Raw genomic sequence first — 26777 nt, 5'->3', positions numbered from 1 at the left:
CTCTCCCTGAATAAATATTTATATTGATATTTTATTATTCTTATATTAAAGCTGCATTAACTTAGTGTTAATTCGAAATTATGTTTTTTATTATGGAGTTAATGTATACGGACCTTGGGTAATTATTTATAAGATTACTAGCATAATTCTTAGCTTTTGCTTTATCTAGATCCTTATAAATAACTGCAAGTTCATACAAAACAGTTTCTTCATAGCTTCCTGCTTTATAATTTGAATCGTACATTGTATAATATTTAATTGCATTTTCTATATCACCTGAATTTTTATATGAAGTTGCCAAAAAATATATTGTATCCTTATATAAATAATTGCTGCTTCCATATGTATATGCTTTTAAAAAATACTTTTCTGCATTAGCATAGTCACTTTTTTTAGCATAATCATTGGCTACTCCATAAAAATATACAACCCCATCATTTTGAAGAATTTCTAATGCTTTATTCATTAAAACTTTATCATTTATTCTAATGTCTGCATTTTTAAAGTTATCTTCGTAATAAAATATTTTTTCATAATCCTTATTATTTATGGCATTTTGAAGTTCTGCCGCATCAAACTTATTAGTAGCCTTCACCTCTTTTTTTGCTTTTGCCTTAGTTTGTTTTTTTACAGCTATCTTCTTTGCTTTTTTCACAGAAACTTTACTTATATTTTTAAAGTTTTCATTATATATGTATAAACCTCCAAAGCCAATTAAAACCACAAGTGTAACTGCAGCTGCTAGCTTTAGTAATGATTTAATTTTAAATTTTGATTTTATAATTCCAATATCCTGAAGCTTTTTCTTGGTTTCCAGCGCCATTTCATTTGATCTGTCTAATTTTAATACCTTTTCTAAATGAATATTAGCTTTATTGTAATCTCCCTGCTTCACAGCGCAAATTGCAATATTATTATTCACATTTATAGAATTATAATCACTTCTTTCACATTTCTCAAGAAGCTCCATCGCTTCATTTATTCTTAGTTTTTCTATGTATTTTAATGCCCTTAAAAAATATTGAAATAACCTTTCATCACTATCAACACCTTGAAGATATTTTTCTGCTGCTTTATCTTTATTAACTTTACAATTAAGCTGCCACACTTTTCTTGCCTCATTTAAGTCTCCCTTTAAATAGAAAATCAATCCTTTAAGGTCTAATGCTCCTTTATTTCTTATATCCTCAGCAATACTTTTATCACAAACTTCAATTGCCTTATCAATTTTTCCATTTTCTAAAAGCGCCAGTGCCCTTTTATAAAGCTTGTTTGATTTATTCATATGATCACCCTTGTTCTATGTATATTAAAATTACCTGTAATATTTAAATCAACTAAAATATTTTTGTACCAATTAACCTTTTATTTAGAGTAGAGAGTACAGTGATGGTTGATTTTCTTTCATTTCATTCCAGAAAATCTTAGAACTTAATGCTGACGCTAGTTTCACTCTTAATCATTATACTTTATATTTCTAAAAGTGTCATCCAGCTATCTTCTATATTTAAGTATTTTCCGTAGTGAAACAGAGAAAAATCATCCTTCATTGTCCTTCGTACTCTGATAAAAAAAATGGAGCAAACAATACACTGTACCGTTTGCTCCAATATATATATATATTTAGTAATATAATGCCTTAATTTAAGCTTTCATTATCAATTCTTTTGCAGTAAGAATTGATGAAGCACTCATTGAGAACTCGTCAAGTCCATACTCTACAAGAGTTGGTATTGCTTTTTCGTCTCCTGCCATTTCACCGCACATTCCACACCATTTTCCTTCTTTATGTGCTGATTCTATAGTCATTTTTATTAACTTTAGAACTGCGGGATGCATTGGATTGTATAAATATGATACTTTTTCATTCATTCTATCTGCTGCAAGTGTATATTGAATTAAATCGTTAGTTCCAATACTAAAGAAATCAACGTATTTTGCAAGTTCTTCTGAATTTACTGCTGCTGCAGGTATTTCAACCATTATTCCTGTTTCAAGTTTTTCATTAAATGGCTTTCCTTCTTTAGTAAGCTCATTCATGCACTCTTTTAAAACTTCTTTTGCTTCAAGGAATTCTTCAAGTGAAGAGATCATTGGGAACATGATTTTTAAGTTTCCATAAACTGAAGCTCTTAAAAGTGCTCTTAATTGAACTTTAAATATATCTTTTCTTCCAAGGCAAAGTCTTATTGCTCTAAAGCCAAGGAAGGGATTCATCTCCTCTGGAAGTGGTAGATATGGTAATTTCTTATCTCCACCTATATCAAGTGTTCTTATAACAACAGGTCTTTTACCCATTTTTTCTACAACATGCTTATATGCTTCAAATTGTTCATCTTCTGTAGGCATTGATTCCCTATCCATGTAAAGAAACTCCGTTCTAAATAAGCCTACTCCGTCTCCTCCATTTGCTAAAACAGCCTCTACATCTTTAGCCTTTCCTATGTTTCCGCAAACTTCTACTCTTTTACCTGCTTTTGTTTTTGTCTCTATATTTATAAGTCTTTTAAGTTCTTCCTGCTTTTTCTCAAATTCTTCTTTTTTAGCAGTATATTCACTTAAAGTGTTTTCATCTGGATTTATTATAGCTTCTCCTTCAATTCCATCAACTATAACTGTATCTCCATTTTTAACTGAAGAAACTATATCTTTTAAACCAACTATAGCTGGTATTTCTAATGTTCTCGCCATTATAGCACTGTGAGAAGTTCTACCTCCTATATTAGTTAGGAATGCAACAACCTTATCTTTATCAAGTTGTGCAGTATCCGAAGGTGTTAAATCATTTGCTACTACAATAGTTCCCTTTTCTATGTCTCCAAGATCTCCTGAACCATTTCCAGTTAAGTTATTAAGTATTCTGTTTCCAACATCCTTTATGTCTGCAACTCTTTCTTTAATATATTCGTCTTCTATTCCAGCAAATATATTCATAAAGTTATCAATTACGTCACTTAATGCTTTTTCAGCATTTATTTTCTTATCTTCTATCATAGATTTTGCTTGACCTGCAAATTCAGGATCATCTAGAAGCATTATATGGCTTTCAAATACAGCCGCTTTGTCAGCGCCTAAATCCTTTACAGCCTTTTCCTTTATTTTAGTAAGCTGTTTTCTTGAATCTTCTACAGCAGCTTCAAATCTTGCTTTTTCTTCCTCTATATTAGATATTGTCTTCTCAACTATTTCAACTTCTTTATCAGCCTTTATAAAAATATGTCCTATAGCGTAACCTTTTGATGCCGCTATTCCCTTTTTTATATTATTGGGCATTACAATTCCTCCTTAGATAGCATAAACTTTCACTAATTATATAAGCAAAAAATATGCCAATTGTACTTTAATTTATTATTTTTAATTTAGTTTTTACATGTGAAACCTGTATTTAACATAGGAAATTTTTAATTCAAGTAATATTTAAATTGACATACACAATCATAACTTAAATATTTCAATTGATTTCTTGATAATTTTTATCAACAGTTATAATAAAAACTTAACTTACTTATATTTTTTCCAAAACTTTTGTGGATATGTGCTATTTATAGTAGTAAAATATAATTGATAAAAATTATCATACCTTTTAGGGATTATTGATAATTTTTATCATAAAACGTGAAAGGTGATTAGATTATGTTTAAAAATTGCATATCGGTAAATATAAAAAATGGAATTCATACTAGAATTGCAGCTATGATTGTTCACAAAACCTCTCAAATTAAACAAAAATTCAACATCAATTTATACATAAGAAAGATGACGTCAAATGAACCAATCGCCATAAGCATGCTAGCACTTGTTTCGTTAAAAATTCAAGAAAATGAACTTGTAGAATTATCTTGTTTTGAGGACACAAAAAATGGTCAAAGAGCTGTACTTGAATTAAGCAACTATATAACCATAGAATTAAATGATAAAAACAGTTCATTTTCAAATATAGATGCTATAATACAGGAAAACACCATAGCAAATGAACAAATTCTTGAAAACTTACCTGTTGGCATTGTTGTAGTTGATTCAAACTGCAATATTACTTATATGAATAACTATGCATTAAAATATCTAAATAAAAACTTGAATGACGTATTGGGATTTCCTATACAAAACATACTTCCAAATTCAGAACTTCCAATGGTAATGAAAAACAAGGAAAAGGAAATAGGTAAAATATACCATATAAAAAACAACACAATTATTTCAAACAGTTCACCTATAATATCAAAAGATAATGTGATTGGTTCTGTGTCTGTTTTTCAAGATATGTCTGAACTTATTGGTTTAAAAGAATTAAATGAAAAATTTAAAAAGATACTTGCAACTTCTCATGATTTGATATGTTTTGTAGACGAGCATAGAAAAATAAGCTATATAAACCCTGCTTATAAAACAAATTTTCATATCACTGAAAAGGATATAATAGGAAAAGACTTAATTGAAATTTCTCCTGATGGTTATAGGATGAAGGTTTTCGATTCAAAAAAACCAATAGAAGATGTGCTTATTAATAAACATGATGTAAATATAATGTGTACCGTGGAACCCATTTTTATTGATAATTATTTCAAGGGTGTTATATCCATTTCTAAAACTGTAGATCAAATAAAAGATGTCGCAAAAAAATTAGAACAATCTGAAGAAGAATTAAACTACTATAAGAGTGAACTTATAAGACATACTAAACTAAGTGGTTCTTTTAGCAATATTATTGGCAGCAGCAGTTCCCTTAAGGATACTTTAATTACAGCTGCAAAGGCATCAAATTCAACCTCTACTGTACTAATAAGGGGTGAAAGTGGAACTGGTAAAGAACTTATTGCCAAGGCAATACACACTAATAGTTCAAGAAGAGACAAGCCTTTTGTTAGAGTAAATTGCGCTGCAATACCTGAAAATCTACTAGAAAGTGAGCTTTTTGGATATGAAAAGGGTGCTTTTACAGGTGCTTTTAAAAGTAAACCCGGAAAGCTTAACATAGCTGATACAGGAACTTTATTTTTAGACGAAATTGGTGATATGCCAAAATCAATGCAGGCAAAGCTTCTAAGGGTTATTCAAGAAAGAGAATTTGAAAGCGTTGGAGGTCTTACTACTCAAAAGGTAGACATTAGAATTATTGCTGCTACAAATAGAAATTTAGAAGAAATGATACAAAAAAGAGAATTTAGGGAAGATTTATACTATAGATTGAATGTTATTTCTATATTTTTACCACCTCTAAGAAAAAGAAAAGAGGACATTAACCTCCTTGTAGAATATTTCATAAAAAATATAAGTAAGAAACTTAATAAACCAATAAAAAATATAGATAAAAACTGTATATATTATCTAATAAATTATCAATGGCCTGGAAACATAAGAGAACTTGAAAATGTAATAGAAAGGGCAATAAATATGTGCGACAATGATGTTATAACTTCAAAGGATTTGCCAATATATATATCAAATATTGAGCCCGAAACTGATTCTATAACTATTGATGAAAATAATCCTATATTAAAACTTGAAGATTATGAAAAAAAAGTTTTAGAACTTGCAATGAAAAAATACAAAAGTTTTAATAAAGTTGGTAAAGTTCTTGGAATAACTCACAGGACAGTGGCCCTAAAGTGCAAAAAATACAACTTAGATGTAGATAAATAATAATCTTTTTGAACCAAAATCTTTTTACACGCATTTTGGTTCAAAAATTTACTTAGCCAATGTATTTAGTTATATCCACATAAACATTGCATTTTGAGAAATATTTATCTGATATTATATCAGACATGCTCTTAACCTCTTCATACCTTTTATCAATCACCAAAAAAAATACTGGACCGGAACTGGTTACTGTAAATATTTTTAAGAATATATCTTTTTTAAATGAATCCTCCATTATATTTTCTATTAATTCCATCAAGCCACTTTCTGGTAATTCATTTCTCATATTCACCAAACTCTTTACACCTATTTTCAAAACAGTCATCTTATATTTATTACTTAAATACTTTTCTATATCACCATTATTTTTATATTGACTTAAAGTTTTTGAATCATAATTCATAAATATATGAGAAACTAAGTTCTCAATCTCCTTTCCAAACTTTAAACGTAATTGACAATTAATATAATATCACATATTTTTACAATTATACAACTATTTAAAGTTCCTTAGAAATTCTTTTTTTCCTTCTTCATAGAGATTGTTTCCCTTTGAATCTATTATCACGATTGCTGGAAAGTTAACTACTTCCAATCTTCTTATTGCTTCAGATCCCAAATCTTCATATGCAATAACTTCGGCTTTAACTATACTTTTTGAAATAAGTGCTGCTGCTCCACCTATAGCTCCAAAATAAACTGCCTTATTCTTAATTATAGAATCTATAACCTCTTTTGATCTAAGTCCTTTTCCTATCATACCTTTTAGTCCAAGATCTAAAAGTCTAGGCGCATATGCATCCATTCTTCCACTTGTAGTCGGTCCAGCTGAACCAATAACATGATTAGGTTTTGCTGGTGTAGGACCGGCATAATAAATAATTTGATTTTTTACATCTATAGGAAGCTTTTTATTTTCATCAAGCAGCTCTACAAGTCTTTTATGTGCAGCATCTCTTGCAGTATATATTACACCATTTATAAGTACTCTATCTCCTATTTTTAATTTTGATATTTCTTTTTCACAAACTGGAGAATTTATTACAATTTCCATACCATTTCCCCCTATTTATAAAACACTTCAACTATCAAAATTTAAGTGTCCATAATGCCTTAATACATGGCATTTTATTACAATTAAATTTTGGGTCTTAGATGGTTTATCTTATATTATTTCACTCTTATGTCTTGTTACATGACAGCTTATATTAACAGCTACAGGCAATCCGGCAATATGCGTTGGATATGTTTCTATATTTAGACCAAGTGCTGTAGTATTTCCACCAAATCCTTGAGGTCCTATACCAAGTTTATTTATTTTTTCTAACAATTCTTTTTCAAGTTCTGCATACTTCTCATTCTTATTATTTACATCTATGGGTCTCATAAGAGATTTTTTAGCCAAAAATGCAGCCTTATCAAAGGTTCCTCCTATTCCAACTCCGATTACCATAGGTGGACATGGATTTGGTCCTGCCTCTTCTACAGTTTTAATTATAAAATCTTTTACACCTTCTACACCTTCAGATGGCTTTAACATTTTAATTTTACTCATATTTTCAGAGCCAAAGCCTTTAGGTACAACTGTTATTTTTATTTCGTCACCTTTTACAATATCATAATATACAATAGCTGGAGTATTATCGCCCGTATTTCCTCTATATATTGGATCTTTTACTACTGATTTTCTTAGATACCCTTCTGTGTATCCTTGCCTAACACCTTCATTTACCGCGTCTTCAATTAATTTTCCTGTAACATGGACATTTTGTCCTATTTCTAAGAAAACACACGCCATACCTGTATCTTGGCAAATTGGGACTTGTTCATTCTTAGCTATAGATACATTTTTAATTATTTTCTCAAGCATATCTTTAGCAATAGTCCAATTTTCATTTTCATAGAATTTTTTAAGACTTTTATCTATATCCTCTGGTAAATTATAATTTGCTTCAATACAAAGTCTTTTTACTACCTCTGTTATTTTTTCTGAACTTATTTCTCTCAATTTTTTACCCCCAACTTATTTATATATTGGCTTTTACATTTATAACTAATTTAAGTTAAGGGTTTTAACTCGCCTTGCTTGTTAAAAGACTAACTTTTTCACTTATGTGAAAAGTGAAGGGTTTGACGATGTTTTGCACGTCAAAGGTGAACTTTTTGGCTAAAGCCAAAAGTTAAGGATAATTTTCCTCTGTTTTACTATGGAAAATTTTTAACCTTATTGACATTTATATATAAATAATATTTAATATTTTGTTATGGCACCACTTACTTTAATTTAAATAAGCCCTTCGTATGATTATTTTTGATTTAATTTAAAGATTTTCCGTAGAGAATCGAAGGAAAATCCTCATTAAAAAGTTCACTTTTTAATGAGCAAAGCAAGTTAAAACCCTTCACTTTTACCGAAAGTAAAAAAGTTAGTCTTTTAACTAGCAGAGCGAGTTAAAACCTTTCACTATAGTTGCTTTGCAACATTTATATTTGGTACAATAACTCCTTTAATCTAGTTCTTTAAAGAATTCTTCAACTGATTTTCCTATGCTATCTGCTATTTTTTGTTGGTAGTTTACGTCTTTTAATTTTTGTCTCTCTGCATCATTCGATAAAAAGCCGCATTCCACAATAACAGATGGTATGTCCTTACCATATCTTAATATTTTATATGAGTTTTTAGCCGGTTTCTCTTTTCTCCTATTGCTTTTATCAAGGTCATCAATTGCATTTCTTTGAATTATCCCAGCTAATTTTTCACTTTTCTCATTATCTCCATACCAAACTTGTGCTCCATAGTATTGTGTTTGAGGGAACATATTCAAATGAATACTTATGAATGCATCACAATTTGAATTTAATTTTATTTTACATCTGTTTTCTAAATCTTCAAGCTTTTTTTTTCTTATTTTCCCACCTTCGGTATAGAGTCCTTTATCCTCCTGTCTTGTCATGATAACCTTAAATTTTTTGCTTTCAAGATACTTCTTTAATTTAAGGCTTATATTTAAGTTTATATCTTTTTCACATGTACCATCCTTTGCCTGAGCTCCACCATCTATTCCACCATGACCTGGATCTATTAATATTATTTTGGGTGCTTCATTAGAACCTTTAGCATAAATAATTTTATATGGGAAGATAAAAGATAAAAGTAAAATTAAAACTATCACTCTTCTTATTTTACAACTTATAAAACGCAAAATATAACCCCCTAAACAATTTTTTTAATCATTTAATTTATTTTGCGTCTTTAATGTAAATTTTATTTAAGTAAAATTATCCAAATGGCAACAATTCGTTAACATTTATAATTTATAATAAGTATAATAAAAAGGGTTATCGGCTGTAATTAACCACTATAACCCTTTAATAAACCATTATGTATAATAATATAAGTAACAAAACCTTTATCTATATAAATATCTATCTAACAAATAGTGTAATTAATCCTGCAATTCCTGCACAAACTGGCATGGTCACAACCCAGGCTATTACTATATTCTTAGCAAGCATCCATCTTACAGATGACATTCTATTTGACGCCGCAACTCCCATAATTGAAGTTGAAATTATTTGAGTTGTACTTACTGGTGCATGGAACATAGTAGCTGAAAAAATTACCGCTGCTGCTCCAGTTTCAGCTGCAAAACCATTTACGGGAGCTAATCTAGCCATATTCATTCCCATAGTCTTTATAATTTTATAGCCTCCAAATGAAGTTCCTAATGCCATAGCAAGTGCACAAGCAGCCTTAACCCAGTCAGGTACTGAAAATGAATTTAAAGAACCTATACTTAAAAGTGCCATTGTAATAACACCCATAGACTTTTGAGCATCATTACCACCATGATTAAGTGCCATAAGCATCGCTGAAACAATTTGTGCTTTTGAAAAAAACTTAGAGACAAACATTGGCTTGGACCTTCTCAATATCCATTGAAGCAATATCATAACTATGTATCCTGCTAAAAATCCTATTATTGGAGATAAGAATAACCACAATACTATTTTCTCCATAAAGGTAACCCAATTAACCACGACAAAAGAAGCCTTGTACACTACAGCTGAACCTATAAGACCGCCAATTAGGGCATGAGACGAACTACTTGGAATTCCAATATACCAAGTAACAAGATCCCATATAATAGCTGCAATTAATGCAATTAAAACAACCTTTGGTGATATCTTAAAAGGATCTATTATACCATCACCAACCGTTTTAGCTACTTTATCGCTAATAAAAGCTCCTAAAAAATTCATACATGCGGACATTATAACCGCTGATCTCATGCTTAAAACTCTTGTAGAAACTGATGTTGCTATAGCATTAGCGCTATCATGAAAGCCGTTAATGAAATCAAACGTAAGAGCTAACATTACAATTACTATTGTTATTAATACAGCAGAATTAAGCATTTTTCATAGCAACTCCTTCTACAACATTAGCTACAGATTCACAAGCATCTAATACATTTTCCATATATTGATATATCTCTCTCCATTTAATTAGGTTGAGGACGTCATCCTTCTTTTCTGTGAATAAAACTCTTATTGCCTTTCTAAAACAGAGGTCACCTTCTTCCTCTATCTTGTTTATTTCAATAATTATATTCTGAAGTTCTTTGCTTTTATTCATAAATTTAAACTCTTTCATTAGTTCTATAATCTTACTGCATGATCTTACCACAAGTTCTGCCATTGCTCTTGCATCATCTGTGGATTCATGAACATCAAACATTATAAATCTACTTGAAGCAACTTCCATAAAATCCACTATGTCATCCATAAGGTTGGCTACTACATAAATATCTTCTCTATCAAAGGGGGTTACAAAGGTTTTGTTGAGTTCATTTAAAATATTGTGCTGCTGATAGTCACTTTTATGTTCCATATCTTTTATAACTTTGAGCTTACTTTCACCATCTTCTGGTTCATTAACATAATCCTTAAATAATAACGCAGTTTCATAAATTATCTTTGCATTTTCAATAAACAAATTGAAAAACTTGTCGTCTTTGGGTGATAAACTAAACATAAAATTCCTCCTATATTTTATTTATTTTATATAAATATTATTATGTTAAAAACAAAAACAATAAATACTATTAATAAAGATATTTAAGTATATAATTAAATTTAGTTTTATAAGATACTACTTTTAAAGGATTGTTCACTTGATGGGACTAAAGTAAAATTAACTCTAAACTATAACATTATATCATATAATTTTGTACAATAGAATATATTGTCTTTCTGTGAATTATCTATATTGCATTTTTATTTAGATATACAATACATTTTATTAAATTTAGACTTATTTTATTAATATTTTTTCATGACAATAAGAAATTTATTATAAAAATGCATTTAAGCTTTTTCAAAACTCTTAAAAAATCCCAGCAAGTAATCTTGCTGGGATGTAATAAGCATAGAAATAATTATCTCTTTGAGAATTGTGGTGCTCTTCTTGCTTTCTTGAGACCGTATTTCTTTCTTTCTTTCATTCTTGGATCTCTTGTTAAGAATCCAGCTTTTTTAAGTTCTGGTCTTAAGGAATCATCAGCTTTTAATAAAGCTCTTGCTATACCATGTCTTATAGCTCCTGCTTGACCTGTGAATCCACCACCATTAACACTTACTATTACATCAAATTTTTCTTTAGTACCTGTAAGTACTAGTGGTTGATTGATTATAACTCTTAATGTTTCAAGTCCAAAATATTCTTGTGAATCTCTCTTATTTATTGTAACTTTACCTTCACCAGGTACAAGTCTTACTCTTGCTATTGCTTCTTTTCTTCTTCCAGTTCCTATATACTGTACTTTTGCCATTTTACTTCCTCCTTCCGGTTACTTCTAATATCTTAATTCTAATACTTCTGGCTTCTGAGCCTCGTTATTATGTTCTGATCCTTTATATACCTTTAATTTTTTAAGCATTTTTCTTCCTAAAACACCTGATGGAAGCATTCTTCTAACTGCTTCATAGAATACAAAATCAGATTTTACAGCCATAGCTTTTCTATAAGGCATTTCCTTTAAACCACCTGGATAAAGTGAGTGGTGTCTAAGCATTTTTTGATCTAATTTTTTACCTGTTAAAACTATCTTATCTGAATTTATAACAATTACGAAATCTCCTGTATCCACATTTGGAGTATATGTTGGTTTATTTTTTCCTCTTAATATTGTAGCTATTTGACTAGCTGCTCTTCCTAATGCCATTCCTGAAACGTCAACAACATACCATTTTCTTTCAACTTGTTCTGGTTTTGCTAAATACGATTTCATGTTTTTTCCCTCCTCGAACTTCTTTCGCGCATTCTATGTCTAAGATCCGGGGCTAGTGGATCTTTTTATCAATTTTACAAACATAACTATTATAATACAATTATCCTGGTGTGTCAACAATTAAATAAGATTTCAGCTGGTATTAACTCTCTGAACCTTGAATGCATTTTTAAGTAAATCACCTTAATAAAACACCTTTTCGAGACAAAGGCCTTTTGCAGGAACTACTTTGCCAGCTTTATCTCTATCCTTTGATTCTATAATTTCTTTAACATATAGGGAACTTATTTTCTTTTCCCCAACTAAAAGTAGTGTTCCAACTACAATTCTTACCATATTATACAAAAATCCATCACCAGACACATATATTTTTATATAATCTCCATTTTTTTCAACTCGCACTTCTTTTATGGCTCTTACATTATCTTTAACGGAACTTCCAGTACTTTTAAAAGCTGAAAAATCATGTTTACCTAAAAAATATACTGCTGCTTTTTTCATAGCCTCAACATCAACACTTCTACCGTATTGATATACATAATTTCTTTCGATTGCAGCTCTTTCGTTTCTATTTAATATGGTATAACTATACATCTTCCCTTTGCTGCAGTATCTAGAATGAAACGTGCTGTCTACCTCTTCAGAAGCTAATATTACAATATCTTCTGGAAGTTCATGATTTATTACTATTCCTATTTTTTCTGGTGGTATAGTAGAATTTGTAAAGAAATTGCATACATACATTTTGGCATGCACTCCTGCATCTGTTCTACTAGAACCTATAAGCTTCACATTTTCTCCTGTAACCCTACCTATAGCTTCCTCTATAGTCTGCTGTATACTTTTACCATTACGCTGTCTTTGCCATCCGCAGTAATTTGTTCCATCATATTCTACTGTAAGTTTTATATTTTTCAAATTAACCACCTGAATTACTTCCAAAAGTTACTCCATATTGATATTCCAACCAAAATACATACTGAAAAAACTGCAATATAATCTCTAGATGTAATCGTAAGCTTTTTCATTCTTGTTCTTCCTTCTCCACCTCTATAACATCTTGCTTCCATTGCCATTGCAAGCTCATCAGCTCTTCTAAATGAGCTAATAAACAACGGTACAAGTATTGGCACTAAACTTTTAGCTCTATTAAATATATTTCCTGAGTCAATATCTGCTCCTCTAGCCATTTGTGCCTTCATTATTTTATCAGTTTCATCGATGAGTGTTGGAATAAATCTTAGCGCTATAGTCATCATCATAGCAAGTTCATGGGCTGGTACCCCTATTTTTTTCATAGGATTTAAAAGTTTTTCTATGCCATCAGTAAGCTCAATTGGCGATGTTGTTAAAGTAATAATTGATGTTCCTATAATAAGAAATATAAGTCTTATGGACATAAATGCTGCTAAAATGAGCCCCTCTTTATATACATGTATAAAACTCCAACGAAAAAGTGCCTCACCTTTCCCTGGTGTCATTAAAATATTTATAGCTCCTGTAAATATAATTAGTATAAATATTGGCTTTAATCCTTTATATATATAGCTTATATGAACTTGAGAAATTGAAATTATAAATATAGTGAAAGCAACAATAAAAATATATCCTTTAAAATTATTTACCAAGAACAAATCAACTACATACACTAGTGATAACAATATTTTAATTCTTGGATCTAATTTATGGACAAAAGAATTACCTGGTACATACTGTCCTATCGTTATATCCTTAATCATTCTTTGCACTTCCTAACACTTTAAGTATTTCAGCTTTAGCTTGTTCTACAGTGAATATTTTTTCAGATATATTAAATCCTCTTTCTCGAAGCTTCCTTACCAAATATGTTACTTGAGGCACAGCTAAACCTACACTTTCCAAAGTATCTACTTCTGTAAATATTTCCTCTGGTGAACCATTAAGTATACATTTAGCATTATACATTACAAAAATTTTGTCTGCTACTTTTGCCACATCTTCCATACTGTGTGAAACTAAAATTATAGTCATTCCATATTCTTCTTGGAGTTTCTTTATTTGATAAAGAATTTCATCTCTTCCACTTGGATCGAGTCCTGCAGTAGGTTCATCAAGTATTAATATTTTGGGTTCCATAGCAACTACACCTGCAATTGCTACTCTTCTTTTTTGCCCCCCACTTAAATCAAAAGGAGACTTATTCTTAAAGGTTTCATAATCTAATCCTACTATATTCATAGCTCTTTTTACTCTATTATGTATTTCTTCTTCACTAAGCCCTAAATTCGTAGGTCCATATGCTATATCCTTTTCTATGGTTTCTTCAAAAAGCTGGTATTCTGGATACTGAAAAACAAGTCCTATTTTCTTCCTTATATCGCTCATTTTAACTGATTTGTCTGTTATATCTACATCATCTACTAAAATCTTACCTGATGTAGGCTTTAATAGGCCATTTATATGTTGTATAAGAGTGGACTTTCCTGAACCTGTATGACCAATGAGTACATTAAACTCCCCATCCTTTATAACAATATTTACATTGTCTAAAGCTTTCTTCTCAAATGGAGTTCCTGGCATGTATATATGTGTTAAATTTTCTATTTTAATCGACATAATTCATTCACCATCTCATCTATAGTAAGTATATCCCTTTTTATAGAAATACCCTCTTTATTTAATTCATACGATAATTCAGTCATTTGTGGAACATCTAATCCTATATTTTTCATAACTTCAACATTACTAAAAACTTCTCTAGGTGTTCCAATTTTAATTATTTTACCATCATCTATTACAACAATCCTATCAGCATCAACAGCTTCTTCCATAAAATGAGTTATAAGGACAATAGTCATATGACTATTTTTGTTCAAATCTTTTATTGTTTTCATTACTTCTTTTCTTCCTGATGGATCAAGCATTGCTGTTGACTCATCAAATACTATACACTCAGGCTGCATTGCAAGTATTCCAGCAATAGCAACTCTTTGTTTTTGTCCTCCAGATAAAAGATGCGGTGCATGCCTTCTATATTCATACATTCCAACTTTTTTTAAAGAAGCATCAACTCTTTTTCTTATTTCGCTCGGCTCAACTCCAAGATTTTCAGGTCCAAAAGCTACGTCTTCCTCAACAATAGTAGCAACCAATTGGTTGTCTGGGTTTTGAAATACCATACCAGCACTATGTCTTACATCCCATGTATTTTCTGGATTTGACGTATCAAGTCCATCAACTACAACTTTACCATGTGTAGGAACAAGCAAAGCATTAAAGTGCTTAGCAAGTGTTGACTTACCAGAGCCATTTTTCCCCAATATAACAAGAAATTCACCTTTATTAATATCAATACTTACTCCATTAACTGCAATATTGCCTTTTTCTTTATTTTCATTATGGTATTCATAAACTACATCTTCACATTCTATCATCTTTTCACACATACGAACACCCCAATTACAGCAATTTCACTGTACTTATTAAAATAGGGACTAAGTTATTAGCTACTTAATCCCCTATAATATTTATTATACTAATTCTAATACTACTTGTTCTGCTCCGTCTCCTCTACGTGGTCCCATTTTGTATATTCTAGTGTAACCACCTTTTCTTTCAGCGTACTTTGGAGCTACTTCATCAAATAATTTTTTAACTACATCTTCCTCTGTAACGAAAGCAAGAACCTGTCTTCTAGCATGTAAATCTCCTCTTTTTGCAAGAGTGATCATTTTTTCTGCTAAATTCTTAGTTTCCTTAGCTCTTGTTTCAGTTGTCTGTATCTTACCATGCTTTAAGAAACTTGTAACTAAATTTCTAAGCATTGCTCTTCTCTGATCAGTAGGACGACCTAATTTACGTTGTATTGCCATGCCTTTACCTCCCAACTTATGGATATTTCTAACTTTATATTTTTATAAAGTTTAAAATTATTAATGTACATTAATGAAAGTTATCATTTAAAATTAATCTTCGAGTAACTTTAATGACAAACCAAGACCTTTTAGTTTTTGTTCAACTTCTTCAAGAGACTTCTTGCCTAGATTTCTAACCTTCATCATATCTTCCATAGATCTTTGAGTCAATTCCTGAACAGTATTTATTCCTGCTCTTTTTAAGCAATTATAGCTTCTAACTGAAAGATCCAGTTCTTCTATAGTCATTTCAAGAACCTTTTCCTTTTTATCTTCCTCTTTTTCTACCATTATTTCCATATCATCTGCATGGTCAGTAAGAGTCATAAATAGTTTAAAGTGTTCTATCAATATTTTTGCAGCTAAACTAATAGCTTCTTCTGGTCTTATTGTTCCATTTCCCCATATTTCTATGGTTAATTTATCGTAGTCAGTTATCTGACCAACTCTTGTATTTCCAACAGTAAAGTTAACTCTTTTTACAGGAGAATATATTGAATCAACTGCAATAGTTCCTATTGGCATATCATCTCTTTTATTTCTATTTTGAGTGACATATCCTCTACCTTTATTTACTTCGATTTCCATATACAGCTTTCCATCATCATCAAGAGTTGCAATATGTAAATCTTTGTTGATTACTTCAACATCTCCATCTGTTTTTATGTCATTTCCAGTAACTTCACCAGGTCCCTTTGCATCTAAATATATTGTTTTAGGGCCATCACCATTCATTGTTAAGCATAAAGCCTTGATGTTAAGAATTATTTCTGTAACATCTTCTTTTACACCTTTAATAGTTGAAAATTCATGAAGTACTCCCTCAATTTTTACTGAGTTAGCAGCAACTCCTGGTAATGATGAAAGAAGTATTCTTCTCAATGAATTACCAAGTGTAATTCCATATCCTCTTTCAAGAGGTTCAACGACAAATCTGCCATATGAACCATCTTCTGTAGACTCAACACATTCTATTTTTGGTTTTTCTATTTCTAACATTTATATAACCCTCCTTAAAAATAAAATGGCAACCTATTTGAGGGCAACTGATTCTACCTAAAATTATTTGCTGTATAACTCAACAATTAATGTTTCATTAACTGGAACATCAATTTCTTCTCTGCTCGGCTCAGCTACTATCTTAGCTTCAAAATTATCATAGTTAGCACTAATCCATGCTGGTAAAGTTTTTGGATTTTCTGCAAAAGTTTTGAATTTTTCAGTTCCTCTACTCTTTTCACTTATAGATACAACATCATTAACTTTTAAAGTGTATGAAGGTATATCAACTTTCTTGCCATTTACAAGAAAATGTCCGTGAGTAACTAATTGTCTTGCTTCACTTCTTGAACTTCCGTAGCCAAGTTTGTAAGCTACATTGTCAAGTCTTAATTCCAAAAGCTTCAATAAGTTTTCACCAGTTATGCCTTTAATTTTTTCTGCTCTTTTATAGTAAATTCTAAATTGATTTTCAAGAACTCCATATATTCTTTTTGCTTTTTGTTTTTCTCTTAATTGTAAACCATAGTTTGAAATTTTCTTTCTTTCCTTACCATGTTGTCCTGGAACATATCCTCTTCTTGAAAATGCACACTTATCTGTATAACATCTATCTCCTTTAAGAAATAGTTTCAAACCTTCTCTTCTGCATAATCTGCAGACAGCTTCAGTATATCTTGCCATTAAAAATTACACCTCCTGTACTATTAAATTAAACTCTTCTTCTTTTAGGTGGTCTGCAGCCATTGTGTGGAATTGGAGTTACATCTTTAATTAAAGTAACTTCTAATCCTGCAGCCTGTAACGATCTTATAGCAGCTTCTCTTCCTGCTCCTGGTCCTTTTACGAAAACCTCAACACTCTTAAGTCCGTGTTCCATAGCAGCTTTTGCTGCTGTTTCTGCTGCCATTTGAGCAGCAAAAGGTGTGCTTTTTCTTGAACCCTTAAAGCCCAATCCACCTGAACTTGACCATGACAATGCATTTCCTACTGCATCAGTTATAGTAACAATTGAGTTATTAAAAGTTGATTTTATATGTGCACAACCATGTTCTACATTTTTTCTTTCTTTTCTTCTTCTTGTCTTTTTAGCTTTCTGTACAGCCATCTTCAGCCCTCCTTATTACTTTTTCTTTTTAGCTCCTACAGCTCTCTTTGGTCCTTTTCTAGTTCTAGCATTAGTTTTAGTCTTTTGACCTCTTACTGGAAGTCCTTTTCTATGTCTTATTCCTCTATAGCAGCCTATTTCTATTAATCTCTTAATATTTAAAGCAACTTCTCTTCTTAAGTCACCTTCAACTTTAATATTCTTATTTACATAATCTCTTATTGTATTTACTTCAGCTTCAGTTAAATCTTTAACTCTAGTATCAGCATTGACACCAGTAGCTTTAAGAATTCTTCTTGAACTTGGTAGTCCTATGCCAAATATATAAGTCAAACCAATTTCTACTCTTTTTTCTTTAGGTAAATCAATACCTGCTATTCTTGCCATTAAAATTTACACCTCCTAGGTTTTTACAAATAATGTTTTAAAATATATATTAACAGTTCTAGGCAGCATAGCATAAAGCCAGCTGGCAGCCGTTCCCAAAACTTATATTAGCTCAGTCTAGTCTAACCTTGTTTTTGTTTGTGTTTAGGATTTTCACAGATAACCATTACTTTTCCTTTTCTTCTGATAACCTTACACTTTTCACACATCGGCTTAACTGATGGTCTTACTTTCATTGATAACCCTCCTTTTTATTTAGCTCTCCATGTGATTCTTCCTCTAGTTAAATCATATGGCGAAAGTTCAACTGTAACTTTGTCACCAGGCAATATTCTTATAAAATTCATTCTTAATTTTCCTGAAATATGTGCTAATATTTTTTGACCGCTTTCAAGTTCTACTTGAAACATAGCATTTGGTAAAGATTCTAAGACCTTACCTTGCATTTCTATTACATCGTCTTTTGACATAAGGTAATCAAACCTCCTTATTAGTGCATACTGACTGCAGAAACTTTTTAACAGTTACATTGCTTATACTTTTTCCAGAAATTAAATTGTCTCTTATTTCTTCTGAAACAATTTTTGTAACGGAAAGATGTTTAATTTTTTTCTTTTTAGGTTTTTCAACCTTCCTTAGACAACCGTCAGAAATATATACATATTGTTCATCTATAACACCAGTTATGATAAAGCAACCTTCTTTATCTCTTCCTGCTTTTGAGTAAACAACTTTGCCAATATAATCATTGCCCATTCATTCACCTCATTAACACAAAGTTAGTATTTCCGACCCACCATCTAATATGGCAATTGTATTTTCGTAATGAGCAGCTAAGCTACCATCTTCAGTAACTACTGTCCATCCATTATCCTGTGTAACTACTTGGTATTTACCAACGTTAACCATAGGCTCTACTGCTATAACCATTCCGTTTACTAATTTAGGTCCTCTACCTGATCTACCGTAATTAGGCACTTCAGGATCTTCGTGCATTTCTTTTCCTATTCCATGGCCCACATAATCTCTTACCAAAGAATATCCGAAACTTTCAGCATAAGTTTGAACTGCATTAGATATATCTGTAAGTCTATTTCCAACTACTGCTTTTTCAGCACCCTTAAAGAAACTTTCCTTTGTAACACTAATAAGCTTTTGTGCCTCTTCAGAAACTTTACCAACTGGAAATGTTCTAGCAGCATCTCCTTGCCATCCATTTAATATTGCTCCACAATCTACACTTATAATGTCTCCCTCTTGTAAATGACGCTTTTTAGATGGTATACCATGAATTACTTCATCATTTATTGAAGTACATATTGATGCTGGAAATCCCCCATAACCTTTGAAAGAAGGAATTCCTCCATGCTTTCTTATATAATCTTCAGCTAATTTATCAAGTTCTTCAGTGGTTACACCCGGTTTTACTTTTTCTTCAAGCATTAAAAGAGTTTCTCCAGTAAGCTTTCCTGCTTTTCTCATATATTCAATTTCAGTATTATTTTTAATTATTATCATTTAACATTCTTCTCTCTCAAGGCATTTTTAATGTCCTCGAATACTTTATTGATATCTTGAGCACCATCTACAGGCTTAAGCGCTTTTTGAGATTTATAGTATTCTACAAGCGGCTGTGTTTGTTTATCATAAACATCTAATCTTTCTTTTACAGTTTCCTCACTGTCATCTTTTCTTTGAACAACATCTGAGCCGCATAAATCACATTTACCTTCAACCTTAGGAGGGTTAAATTTGATGTGATAACTAGCTCCACATTTGGAGCACACTCTTCTACCTGTCATTCTTTCAAATATGCTTTCCTTAGGTACATCTATCAAAATTGAAGCATCTATTTTGCCGCCATTTTTGTTTAAAAACTTATCTAATGCCTCTGCTTGCTTAACTGTTCTAGGAAAACCATCCAGTAAGAATCCATTTTTACAATCATCTTTTGTAAGTCTATCTTTAACTATATCTATAGTAACTTCATCTGGAACTAAAAGTCCCTTATCCATATACTGTTTTGCTCTTATTCCAAGTTCAGTATTCTGACTTATATTTGCCCTGAAAATATCACCTGTTGATATATGTGGGACTTTGAAATTGCTGCTAATTAATTTAGCTTGAGTTCCCTTTCCTGCTCCCGGAGGGCCTAGCAATATTAAATTCATTTAATCATCCCCAATAATCAATATACTTATTTATTTTAAGAAACCATGATAATGTCTCATTATCAATTGAGATTGTAATGATCTTAATGTATCAGATGCAACACCTACAACAATTAATAATCCTGTGCTTGCAAAATATACATCTTTAAATCCTTTATTACTCATTTGTACTACTATAGGAGCTATTGCAATAACTGCTGCAAATAATCCTCCTAAAATTGATGTTTTATCTAGTACTTTTTCTATATATCTTGTCGTTGGTTCTCCAGGTCTTATTCCCGGGATAAATCCAGCAGACTTATGCATGTTCTCTGACATTTCCTCTGGTTTAAAGGTTACCTGAGTATAGAACCAAGTAAAGAAAATTATAAATATAAAGTACGCTATTACATAAAGTATGCTATTTGATTTAAAAATACTATATGGACTGCCAGTTACAAACTTACTAAATCCAGACGTAGGCCAAAATTGAGCTATTGTTTCTGGGAATCCCATAACGGACATAGCAAATATTATTGCTATTATGCATGATGCATTCATATTTATAGGTATATGTGAAGACTGACTTTTAATAACTTTACCACCAGCTGCTTTTCCAGCATATTGTACAGGTATTCTTCTTTCAGCTAATGTTGCTATTACTACAAGCACAAATATAACAGCTGCTGCAACAGCAAATACTGCTAAAGAAACTATATCTACAATTCCAGTTGTTTGCAGCTTATATAAATTATACGCTGAACTTGGGAATCTTGATATAATACTTGTAAAAATTATAAAAGATGCTCCATTTCCTATACCATTTTCCGTAATTCTATCTCCTATCCACATTAAGAACGTAGAAGAAGTAGTAAGTGTTAGCATTATAAGAAACATGCTAAGTTTATTGTCATTATCTAAAGCCCCAGAGCTTTTTATTATAGCATAAAATGCAAATGATTGTAATACAGACAATGCAACTGCCGAGTATCTGGTATACTTTTGTATCTTTTTTCTTCCCTCTTCGCCTTCTTTAGATAACTGCTCAAGGCTAGGAATTGCTATAGTTAATAACTGAATTATAATTGATGAATTAATATAAGGAAGAACTCCCATTGCAAATATACTAAATTTACTGAAAGCTCCTCCAGATATCATATCATAAAAACCTAAAAGTGAACCAGAGTTGCTAGTTAAATTTAAGACTTTTGATGCATTAACTCCAGGTACGGGAATAAAATTCCCCAACCTGTAAATTAAAATCATCGCAACTGTAAATAGTATTCTTTTTCTTAAATCCTTAACTTTCCATGCATTACGTAAGGTTGATAACAACTATACCACCTCTGCTCTTCCTCCAGCTGCTTCAATTTTTTCAGCCGCTGTTTTGGAAAATTTATTAACTTTTACAGTTAACTTCCTTGTGAGTTCTCCGTTTCCTAATATTTTTACTCCGTCATTAGCTTTGCTAATTACGCCTCTTTCGAGAAGTAAGTCAATTGTAACTTCTGTTCCATCTTCAAATATATTTAATCTATCAAGATTTATAGCTGTAATGTCTTTTGCAAATATATTTGTGAATCCTCTCTTTGGAAGCCTTCTATATAGTGGCATCTGACCTCCTTCAAATCCTGGTCTTACTCCGCCACCACTTCTTGCTTTTTGACCTTTTTCACCTTTTCCGGCATTTCTTCCTAAACCTGATCCAGTACCTCTACCAATTCTTTTAGGTGATTTTCTAGCTCCGTCAGCAGGTTTCAATTCATGAAGTTTCATAAAATACACCTCCTTTTTTTATGCTTCTTTTACATCTAGAAGATAATCTATTTTTTTAACCATACCTCTAATTTGAGGAGTATCTTCATGTTCCACTGTATGACCTATTTTTCTAAGACCAAGAGCATTTGCTGTAGCTATATGATCTTTTTTTCTTCCATTTAAACTCTTTTTAAGTGTTACTGAAATTTTAGCCATGCCTTACTCCTCCTATCCTAAAATTTCTTCAACAGTTTTACCTCTTAAAGCGGCAATTTCTTCAACCGTTCTTAATCTTGATAAACCGTTAAGTGTAGCGTTAACCATATTTCTTGCATTGTTTGATCCTAAGGATTTTGCTCTTACGTCTTTAAGTCCAGCAAGCTCAAGTACGGCTCTTACAGGACCACCAGCTATAACTCCTGTTCCCTCAGAAGCAGGCATTATAAGAACTCTTCCTGTTCCAAACTCTCCATATATTTCATGAGGAACTGTTGTTCCAACCATGGATACATGAACTAAGTTCTTCTTAGCATCTTCTATTCCTTTTCTAATTGCTTCAGGTATTTCAACTGATTTTCCTGTTCCAACGCCTACGTGTCCGTTTTCGTCTCCTACAACCACTAAAGCGCTGAATCTAAAATTTCTACCACCTTTAACAACCTTAGCAACTCTATTTATAAATACAACTTTTTCTTTAAGATCAAGTGTACTAGGATCTATTCTCATTTATTTCCCTCCTTCTATTAGAATTTTAATCCAACTTCTCTTGCGCCTTCTGCAAGTTCTTTGATTCTTCCGTGATATATGTATCCACCTTTATCAAAAACAACTTGTTCTATGCCCTTTGCTAAAGCTTTCTTTGCAAGTTCTTCTCCAACAACTTTTGCTGCTTCTTTGTTGCTTCCAATTTTCAAAGAAAAATCTTTATCCAAAGTTGAAGCTGATACTAATGTATTAGAATTTACATCATCTATAATCTGTGCATAAATATTTTTTTCACTTCTATACACTGCAAGTCTTGGTCTTTCAGGAGTACCAGATATTTTTTTACGTACTCTTAAATGACGCTTTTGTCTAGCCTCAGATTTATTTTGCTTGCTGAACATTATCCTTTCACTCCCTTCTTATTATTTACCAGTTTTACCTTCTTTACGCCTTATAACTTCATCTTTATATTTAATTCCTTTTCCTTTATAAGGTTCAGGTTCTCTCCATGTTCTGATGTTTGCTGCTACAGCTCCAACTAACTCTTTATCTACACCTTTTACAAGTATAGTATTTGCATCTGGAGTTTCAAAGTTAACGCCTTCAACAGCATCTATTTCAACTGGATGTGAATATCCTAAGCTCAGTGTTAATTTCTTTCCTTTAAGTTGTGCTCTATAACCAACACCAACTAACTCTAAGGTTTTAGTAAATCCTTCTGTAACTCCGATTACCATATTATTTATTAAAGCCCTTGTAAGTCCGTGAAGTGCTCTATGATTTTTATCATCACTTGGTCTTGTAACTACAACTTGAGTATCTTCAACAGCAATTTTAATATCTTTATGCATAGCCTTAGTAAGCTGACCTTTTGAACCTTTAACAGTAACAACATTGTCTGGCGTTACCGTAACAGTTACACCATTAGGTATCACTACAGGCTGCTTTCCTATTCTCGACATATTTACACCTCCTGTTCTGTCCTTACTACCATACGTAGCAAAGTACTTCTCCGCCTAAACCTAATTTTCTAGCTTCTCTATCAGTAACGATTCCTTTAGAAGTAGATATAATTGCAATTCCAAGTCCATTTAAAACTTTTGGAGTTTCTTCTTTTCTAGAATAAACTCTAAGACCTGGTTTTGATATTCTTTTAAGTCCAGTTATTGTTCTTTCCTTGCCTTTTCCGTATTTCATAGATAATCTAAGCATAGGTACAACACCGTCTGTATATTCCTCTATATCCTTTAAATAACCTTCTCTAAGCAATATATTAACTATAGCCTTTTTTATTTTTGATGAAGGTAATTCAACAACTTCATGTTTAACTATATTTGCGTTTCTTATACGTGTTATCAAATCAGCTATTGGATCTGTAGTAACTCCGCTCATAATTATGCCTCCTTTCAATCAATAAATATTACCAACTTGCTTTTTTACAACCAGGTATTTCACCTTTGTATGCAAGTTCTCTAAAGCAAATACGACATATTCCATATTTCTTTAATACTGAATGTGGTCTTCCACATATTTTGCATCTTGTATAAGCTCTTGTTGAAAACTTAGGTTCTTTTTTCCATTTTTCTATTAAAGCTTTACGCGCCATCTTATTCCCCTCCTTATTATTGAGCGAATGGCATTCCAAGGAATCTTAATAATTCTCTTGCTTCTTCATCAGTCTTTGAATTTGTAACAAAGATTATATCCATACCTCTAATTTTATCTATCTTATCATATTCTACTTCAGGGAATATCAATTGTTCCTTTATTCCTAAAGCATAGTTTCCTCTACCATCAAATGCATTACTTGAAACTCCTCTAAAGTCTCTAACTCTTGGAAGAGCTACATTTATTAATTTATCAGCAAACTCATACATTTTGCTTTTTCTTAAAGTAACCTTACAACCCAAAGGCATGTTTTGTCTTATTTTAAAATTAGCTATTGATTTTTTAGCTCTTGTTAAAACAGGTTTTTGACCTGATATTAATTGCATATCTGCAACAGCTGATTCTAAAACCTTCTGATTTTCTTTAGCTTCACCAACACCCATGTTAATAACGATCTTCTCGAGCCTTGGTACTTCCATTATATTTTTATATCCGAATTTTTCCATCAAAGCTGGAACAATTTCTTTTTCATATTTTTCTTTAAGTCTTGGAATCATTAAATTGACCTCCTTTCAGAATTTAAAATGTTTCTCCACATTTCTTGCATACTCTGACTTTGGTTCCATCGTCAAGTATCTTTTTACTAATTCTAGTAGCAGTTTTACATTTTGTGCAGTATAACATAACTTTAGAAGTATTTATTGGAGCTTCTTTATTTATTAAACCGCCCTGCATATTTTGTTTATTTGGTTTTTGATGTTTTACAACTATGTTAACATCTTTAACCAATACAGTACCTTTTTTAGGGAATACAGCCAAAACTTCTCCTATTTTGCCCTTATCCTTACCTGATATAACAACAACAGAATCTTGCTTTCTGATATGCACTTTATTTGCCATTAAAGACACCTCCTCACTATAGAACTTCAGGTGCTAATGATAATATTTTATTAAAATCTTTATCTCTTAACTCCCTTGCAACAGGCCCAAAAATACGAGTTCCCTTTGGTTGCTTATCGTCTTTTATTATAACAGCAGCATTTTCATCAAATTTTATGTATGAACCGTCTGCTCTTCTTAATCCTTTAACAGATCTAACAATTACAGCCTTAACGACTTCTCCCTTTTTGACAACTCCACCTGGTGTTGCACTTTTAACGCTGGCAACTATTATATCACCGATGTTTCCCCATTTTCTCTTGGAACCACCTAATACTCTTATACACATAATTTCCTTTGCTCCAGAATTATCTGCAGCCTTTAATCTAGTCTGCTCTTGTATCATATAGACACCCTCCTTTCGAACAAATTATTTAGCTTTTTCAACTATTTCCACAAGTCTCCATCTCTTATCTTTAGACAATGGTCTTGTTTCCATTATTAATACTTTATCATTAACTTTACATTCATTATTTTCATCATGAGCTTTAAATTTAGTTGTTCTGTTTACAGTTTTACCATACAAAGGATGACGTACTTTTGTTTCAACAGCGACAACTATTGTCTTATCCATTTTATCGGATACTACTCTTCCTATTCTTGTTTTTCTGTTTCCTCTTTCCAACTGCATAAGCCTCCTTTCAAAACTACTGTTTTAAGCCCTCAACTCTTCTTCTCTTTGGATGGTCTTAATCTGGGCTATTGATTTTTTTACTTCCCTTATTCTCATCGGATTTTCAAGTTGACCAGTAGCTAACTGGAATCTTAATCTAAATAATTCTGACTTTAAATCATCTAACTGAACTTTTAAATCTTGAGGAGTTTTTTCTCTTAATTCATTAGCCTTCATTAATTTCACCACCCATTTCCTCAAAGTCCTTCCTTGCAACAAACTTAGTCTTTATAGGAAGTTTATGTGATGCAAGTCTAAGAGCTTCTCTTGCTTGCTCTTCTGTAACACCAGACATTTCGAATAATATTCTACCTGGTTTTACAACTGCTACCCAATATTCTGGTGAACCTTTACCGGAACCCATACGAGTTTCTGCTGGTTTTTCAGTTACTGGTTTGTCTGGGAAAATCTTTATCCAAATTTTTCCCCCTCTTTTAAGATATCTATTTATAGCTATTCTGGCTGCTTCTATCTGATTACTTTTGATCCAACCACATTCTACTGCTTGAAGACCGTAATCACCATATGCGATAAAATTGCCTCTTGTAGCCTTGCCTTTCATTCTACCACGTTGTACTTTACGATGTTTAACTCTTTTAGGCATTAACATAACGTATTCCTCCT

General features: G+C 31.6%; 39 protein-coding genes. 1 reads left to right on the top strand and 38 read right to left on the bottom strand.

From position 1 onward, the window contains the following. Nucleotides 1-67: 67 nt before the first annotated feature. Nucleotides 68-1285, bottom strand: coding sequence for a tetratricopeptide repeat protein (locus LQK79_RS12490; protein WP_231016756.1), 1218 nt, complete (start codon nt 1283-1285; stop codon nt 68-70). A 359-nt stretch (nt 1286-1644) separates the two neighbouring features. Next, nucleotides 1645-3273, bottom strand: coding sequence for a phosphoenolpyruvate--protein phosphotransferase (gene ptsP / locus LQK79_RS12485; RefSeq protein WP_157055769.1), 1629 nt, complete (start codon nt 3271-3273; stop codon nt 1645-1647). A gap of 360 nt (nt 3274-3633) precedes the next feature. Between ptsP and LQK79_RS12480 the strand changes: the two genes are divergently transcribed. Beyond that, nucleotides 3634-5640 carry a sigma 54-interacting transcriptional regulator gene (locus LQK79_RS12480; RefSeq protein WP_231016755.1) on the top strand — a complete coding sequence of 669 codons (2007 nt, stop codon included), beginning with the start codon at nt 3634-3636 and terminating at the stop codon, nt 5638-5640. A gap of 52 nt (nt 5641-5692) precedes the next feature. On the opposite strand, the gene LQK79_RS12475 is transcribed toward LQK79_RS12480, so the two are convergent. The 36 genes from LQK79_RS12475 to rplP form a co-directional block, all read right to left on the bottom strand. Then, nucleotides 5693-6043, bottom strand: a complete 351-nt coding sequence (locus tag LQK79_RS12475) for a hypothetical protein (RefSeq protein WP_231016754.1) — start codon at nt 6041-6043, stop codon at nt 5693-5695. 93 nt (nt 6044-6136) lie between these two features. Beyond that, nucleotides 6137-6694 carry a Fe-S-containing hydro-lyase gene (locus LQK79_RS12470; protein ID WP_231016753.1) on the bottom strand — a complete coding sequence of 186 codons (558 nt, stop codon included), beginning with the start codon at nt 6692-6694 and terminating at the stop codon, nt 6137-6139. 111 nt (nt 6695-6805) lie between these two features. Next, entirely contained in the window at nt 6806-7648 is an 843-nt protein-coding gene (locus LQK79_RS12465; protein WP_231016752.1) for a fumarate hydratase, read from the bottom strand. A 499-nt stretch (nt 7649-8147) separates the two neighbouring features. Next, complete coding sequence (gene cwlD / locus LQK79_RS12460) at nt 8148-8843, bottom strand: N-acetylmuramoyl-L-alanine amidase CwlD (RefSeq protein WP_269144141.1); 696 nt, start codon at nt 8841-8843, stop codon at nt 8148-8150. Nucleotides 8844-9066: 223 nt separating this feature from the next. Beyond that, nucleotides 9067-10059 carry an inorganic phosphate transporter gene (locus LQK79_RS12455; protein WP_053242570.1) on the bottom strand — a complete coding sequence of 331 codons (993 nt, stop codon included), beginning with the start codon at nt 10057-10059 and terminating at the stop codon, nt 9067-9069. Continuing rightward, nucleotides 10052-10678 carry a DUF47 domain-containing protein gene (locus LQK79_RS12450; RefSeq protein WP_231016751.1) on the bottom strand — a complete coding sequence of 209 codons (627 nt, stop codon included), beginning with the start codon at nt 10676-10678 and terminating at the stop codon, nt 10052-10054. The genes LQK79_RS12455 and LQK79_RS12450 overlap by 8 nt, the downstream gene beginning before the upstream one ends. 403 nt (nt 10679-11081) lie before the next feature. Beyond that, complete coding sequence (rpsI, locus tag LQK79_RS12445; protein ID WP_053242571.1) at nt 11082-11474, bottom strand: 30S ribosomal protein S9; 393 nt, start codon at nt 11472-11474, stop codon at nt 11082-11084. 24 nt (nt 11475-11498) lie between these two features. Beyond that, the gene (rplM, locus tag LQK79_RS12440) at nt 11499-11933 is read right to left on the bottom strand and encodes a 50S ribosomal protein L13 (protein WP_053242572.1); all 435 of its coding nucleotides are present in this window, start codon (nt 11931-11933) and stop codon (nt 11499-11501) included. 183 nt (nt 11934-12116) lie between these two features. Continuing rightward, entirely contained in the window at nt 12117-12851 is a 735-nt protein-coding gene (gene truA / locus LQK79_RS12435) for a tRNA pseudouridine(38-40) synthase TruA (RefSeq protein ID WP_231016764.1), read from the bottom strand. A gap of 14 nt (nt 12852-12865) precedes the next feature. After that, nucleotides 12866-13672 carry an energy-coupling factor transporter transmembrane component T family protein gene (locus LQK79_RS12430; protein WP_053242573.1) on the bottom strand — a complete coding sequence of 269 codons (807 nt, stop codon included), beginning with the start codon at nt 13670-13672 and terminating at the stop codon, nt 12866-12868. Next, the gene (locus LQK79_RS12425; RefSeq protein WP_231016750.1) at nt 13665-14528 is read right to left on the bottom strand and encodes an energy-coupling factor transporter ATPase; all 864 of its coding nucleotides are present in this window, start codon (nt 14526-14528) and stop codon (nt 13665-13667) included. Before LQK79_RS12425 ends, LQK79_RS12430 begins: the two co-directional genes overlap by 8 nt. Further along, complete coding sequence (locus LQK79_RS12420) at nt 14513-15358, bottom strand: energy-coupling factor transporter ATPase (RefSeq protein ID WP_053242574.1); 846 nt, start codon at nt 15356-15358, stop codon at nt 14513-14515. The genes LQK79_RS12425 and LQK79_RS12420 overlap by 16 nt, the downstream gene beginning before the upstream one ends. Nucleotides 15359-15442: 84 nt before the next feature. Then, entirely contained in the window at nt 15443-15784 is a 342-nt protein-coding gene (gene rplQ / locus LQK79_RS12415; protein ID WP_053242575.1) for a 50S ribosomal protein L17, read from the bottom strand. Between the two features lie 93 nt (nt 15785-15877). Beyond that, nucleotides 15878-16825: a DNA-directed RNA polymerase subunit alpha gene (locus LQK79_RS12410; protein ID WP_053242576.1), complete on the bottom strand. Its 948-nt coding sequence runs from the start codon at nt 16823-16825 to the stop codon at nt 15878-15880. 63 nt (nt 16826-16888) lie between these two features. Further along, on the bottom strand, nt 16889-17509 hold the full coding sequence (rpsD, locus tag LQK79_RS12405; protein WP_053242577.1) for a 30S ribosomal protein S4: 621 nt from the start codon (nt 17507-17509) through the stop codon (nt 16889-16891). Nucleotides 17510-17537: 28 nt separating this feature from the next. Next, complete coding sequence (gene rpsK / locus LQK79_RS12400) at nt 17538-17933, bottom strand: 30S ribosomal protein S11 (protein ID WP_053242578.1); 396 nt, start codon at nt 17931-17933, stop codon at nt 17538-17540. Nucleotides 17934-17948: 15 nt separating this feature from the next. Further along, the gene (rpsM, locus tag LQK79_RS12395; protein WP_053242579.1) at nt 17949-18320 is read right to left on the bottom strand and encodes a 30S ribosomal protein S13; all 372 of its coding nucleotides are present in this window, start codon (nt 18318-18320) and stop codon (nt 17949-17951) included. A 122-nt stretch (nt 18321-18442) separates the two neighbouring features. Beyond that, a complete protein-coding gene (gene rpmJ / locus LQK79_RS12390) occupies nt 18443-18556 on the bottom strand; it encodes a 50S ribosomal protein L36 (protein ID WP_003720928.1) in 114 nt (37 codons plus the stop codon). 15 nt (nt 18557-18571) lie between these two features. Next, nucleotides 18572-18790, bottom strand: coding sequence for a translation initiation factor IF-1 (infA, locus tag LQK79_RS12385; RefSeq protein ID WP_053242580.1), 219 nt, complete (start codon nt 18788-18790; stop codon nt 18572-18574). A 7-nt stretch (nt 18791-18797) separates the two neighbouring features. Beyond that, nucleotides 18798-19076 (bottom strand): KOW domain-containing RNA-binding protein, encoded by a 279-nt coding sequence (locus LQK79_RS12380; protein WP_053242581.1) that lies wholly within the window; start codon nt 19074-19076, stop codon nt 18798-18800. 12 nt (nt 19077-19088) lie between these two features. Next, a complete protein-coding gene (gene map / locus LQK79_RS12375; RefSeq protein ID WP_053242582.1) occupies nt 19089-19838 on the bottom strand; it encodes a type I methionyl aminopeptidase in 750 nt (249 codons plus the stop codon). Continuing rightward, nucleotides 19835-20491, bottom strand: a complete 657-nt coding sequence (locus LQK79_RS12370) for an adenylate kinase (RefSeq protein ID WP_231016749.1) — start codon at nt 20489-20491, stop codon at nt 19835-19837. Before LQK79_RS12370 ends, map begins: the two co-directional genes overlap by 4 nt. Before the next feature lie 30 nt (nt 20492-20521). Then, a complete protein-coding gene (gene secY / locus LQK79_RS12365; RefSeq protein ID WP_053242584.1) occupies nt 20522-21805 on the bottom strand; it encodes a preprotein translocase subunit SecY in 1284 nt (427 codons plus the stop codon). Continuing rightward, nucleotides 21806-22246 carry a 50S ribosomal protein L15 gene (gene rplO, locus LQK79_RS12360; RefSeq protein ID WP_053242585.1) on the bottom strand — a complete coding sequence of 147 codons (441 nt, stop codon included), beginning with the start codon at nt 22244-22246 and terminating at the stop codon, nt 21806-21808. An 18-nt stretch (nt 22247-22264) separates the two neighbouring features. After that, nucleotides 22265-22444: a 50S ribosomal protein L30 gene (gene rpmD / locus LQK79_RS12355; RefSeq protein WP_053242586.1), complete on the bottom strand. Its 180-nt coding sequence runs from the start codon at nt 22442-22444 to the stop codon at nt 22265-22267. Nucleotides 22445-22456: 12 nt separating this feature from the next. After that, nucleotides 22457-22954, bottom strand: coding sequence for a 30S ribosomal protein S5 (gene rpsE / locus LQK79_RS12350; RefSeq protein ID WP_053242587.1), 498 nt, complete (start codon nt 22952-22954; stop codon nt 22457-22459). A 17-nt stretch (nt 22955-22971) separates the two neighbouring features. Continuing rightward, nucleotides 22972-23334: a 50S ribosomal protein L18 gene (gene rplR / locus LQK79_RS12345; RefSeq protein WP_053242588.1), complete on the bottom strand. Its 363-nt coding sequence runs from the start codon at nt 23332-23334 to the stop codon at nt 22972-22974. 21 nt (nt 23335-23355) lie between these two features. Continuing rightward, nucleotides 23356-23895 (bottom strand): 50S ribosomal protein L6, encoded by a 540-nt coding sequence (gene rplF / locus LQK79_RS12340; RefSeq protein ID WP_053242589.1) that lies wholly within the window; start codon nt 23893-23895, stop codon nt 23356-23358. A 25-nt stretch (nt 23896-23920) separates the two neighbouring features. After that, the gene (gene rpsH, locus LQK79_RS12335) at nt 23921-24325 is read right to left on the bottom strand and encodes a 30S ribosomal protein S8 (RefSeq protein WP_053242590.1); all 405 of its coding nucleotides are present in this window, start codon (nt 24323-24325) and stop codon (nt 23921-23923) included. 28 nt (nt 24326-24353) lie between these two features. After that, a complete protein-coding gene (locus LQK79_RS12330) occupies nt 24354-24539 on the bottom strand; it encodes a type Z 30S ribosomal protein S14 (protein WP_053242591.1) in 186 nt (61 codons plus the stop codon). A gap of 16 nt (nt 24540-24555) precedes the next feature. Beyond that, nucleotides 24556-25098 (bottom strand): 50S ribosomal protein L5, encoded by a 543-nt coding sequence (rplE, locus tag LQK79_RS12325; protein ID WP_053242592.1) that lies wholly within the window; start codon nt 25096-25098, stop codon nt 24556-24558. A 22-nt stretch (nt 25099-25120) separates the two neighbouring features. Further along, complete coding sequence (gene rplX / locus LQK79_RS12320) at nt 25121-25441, bottom strand: 50S ribosomal protein L24 (protein WP_053242593.1); 321 nt, start codon at nt 25439-25441, stop codon at nt 25121-25123. A 16-nt stretch (nt 25442-25457) separates the two neighbouring features. Then, nucleotides 25458-25826: a 50S ribosomal protein L14 gene (gene rplN / locus LQK79_RS12315; RefSeq protein WP_053242594.1), complete on the bottom strand. Its 369-nt coding sequence runs from the start codon at nt 25824-25826 to the stop codon at nt 25458-25460. 24 nt (nt 25827-25850) lie between these two features. Then, on the bottom strand, nt 25851-26105 hold the full coding sequence (rpsQ, locus tag LQK79_RS12310) for a 30S ribosomal protein S17 (RefSeq protein WP_084757022.1): 255 nt from the start codon (nt 26103-26105) through the stop codon (nt 25851-25853). 30 nt (nt 26106-26135) lie between these two features. Beyond that, nucleotides 26136-26330 (bottom strand): 50S ribosomal protein L29, encoded by a 195-nt coding sequence (gene rpmC / locus LQK79_RS12305; RefSeq protein WP_053242596.1) that lies wholly within the window; start codon nt 26328-26330, stop codon nt 26136-26138. Next, nucleotides 26320-26763 (bottom strand): 50S ribosomal protein L16, encoded by a 444-nt coding sequence (gene rplP, locus LQK79_RS12300; RefSeq protein WP_053242597.1) that lies wholly within the window; start codon nt 26761-26763, stop codon nt 26320-26322. Before rplP ends, rpmC begins: the two co-directional genes overlap by 11 nt. Nucleotides 26764-26777: the final 14 nt, after the last annotated feature.

The organism is Clostridium guangxiense (assembly GCF_021043395.1).
Classification (GTDB): Bacteria; Bacillota; Clostridia; order Clostridiales; family Clostridiaceae; genus Clostridium_S; species Clostridium_S guangxiense.
Note: the sequence above shows the minus strand (reverse complement) of the source record. Positions and strands in the feature narration are given on the sequence as shown.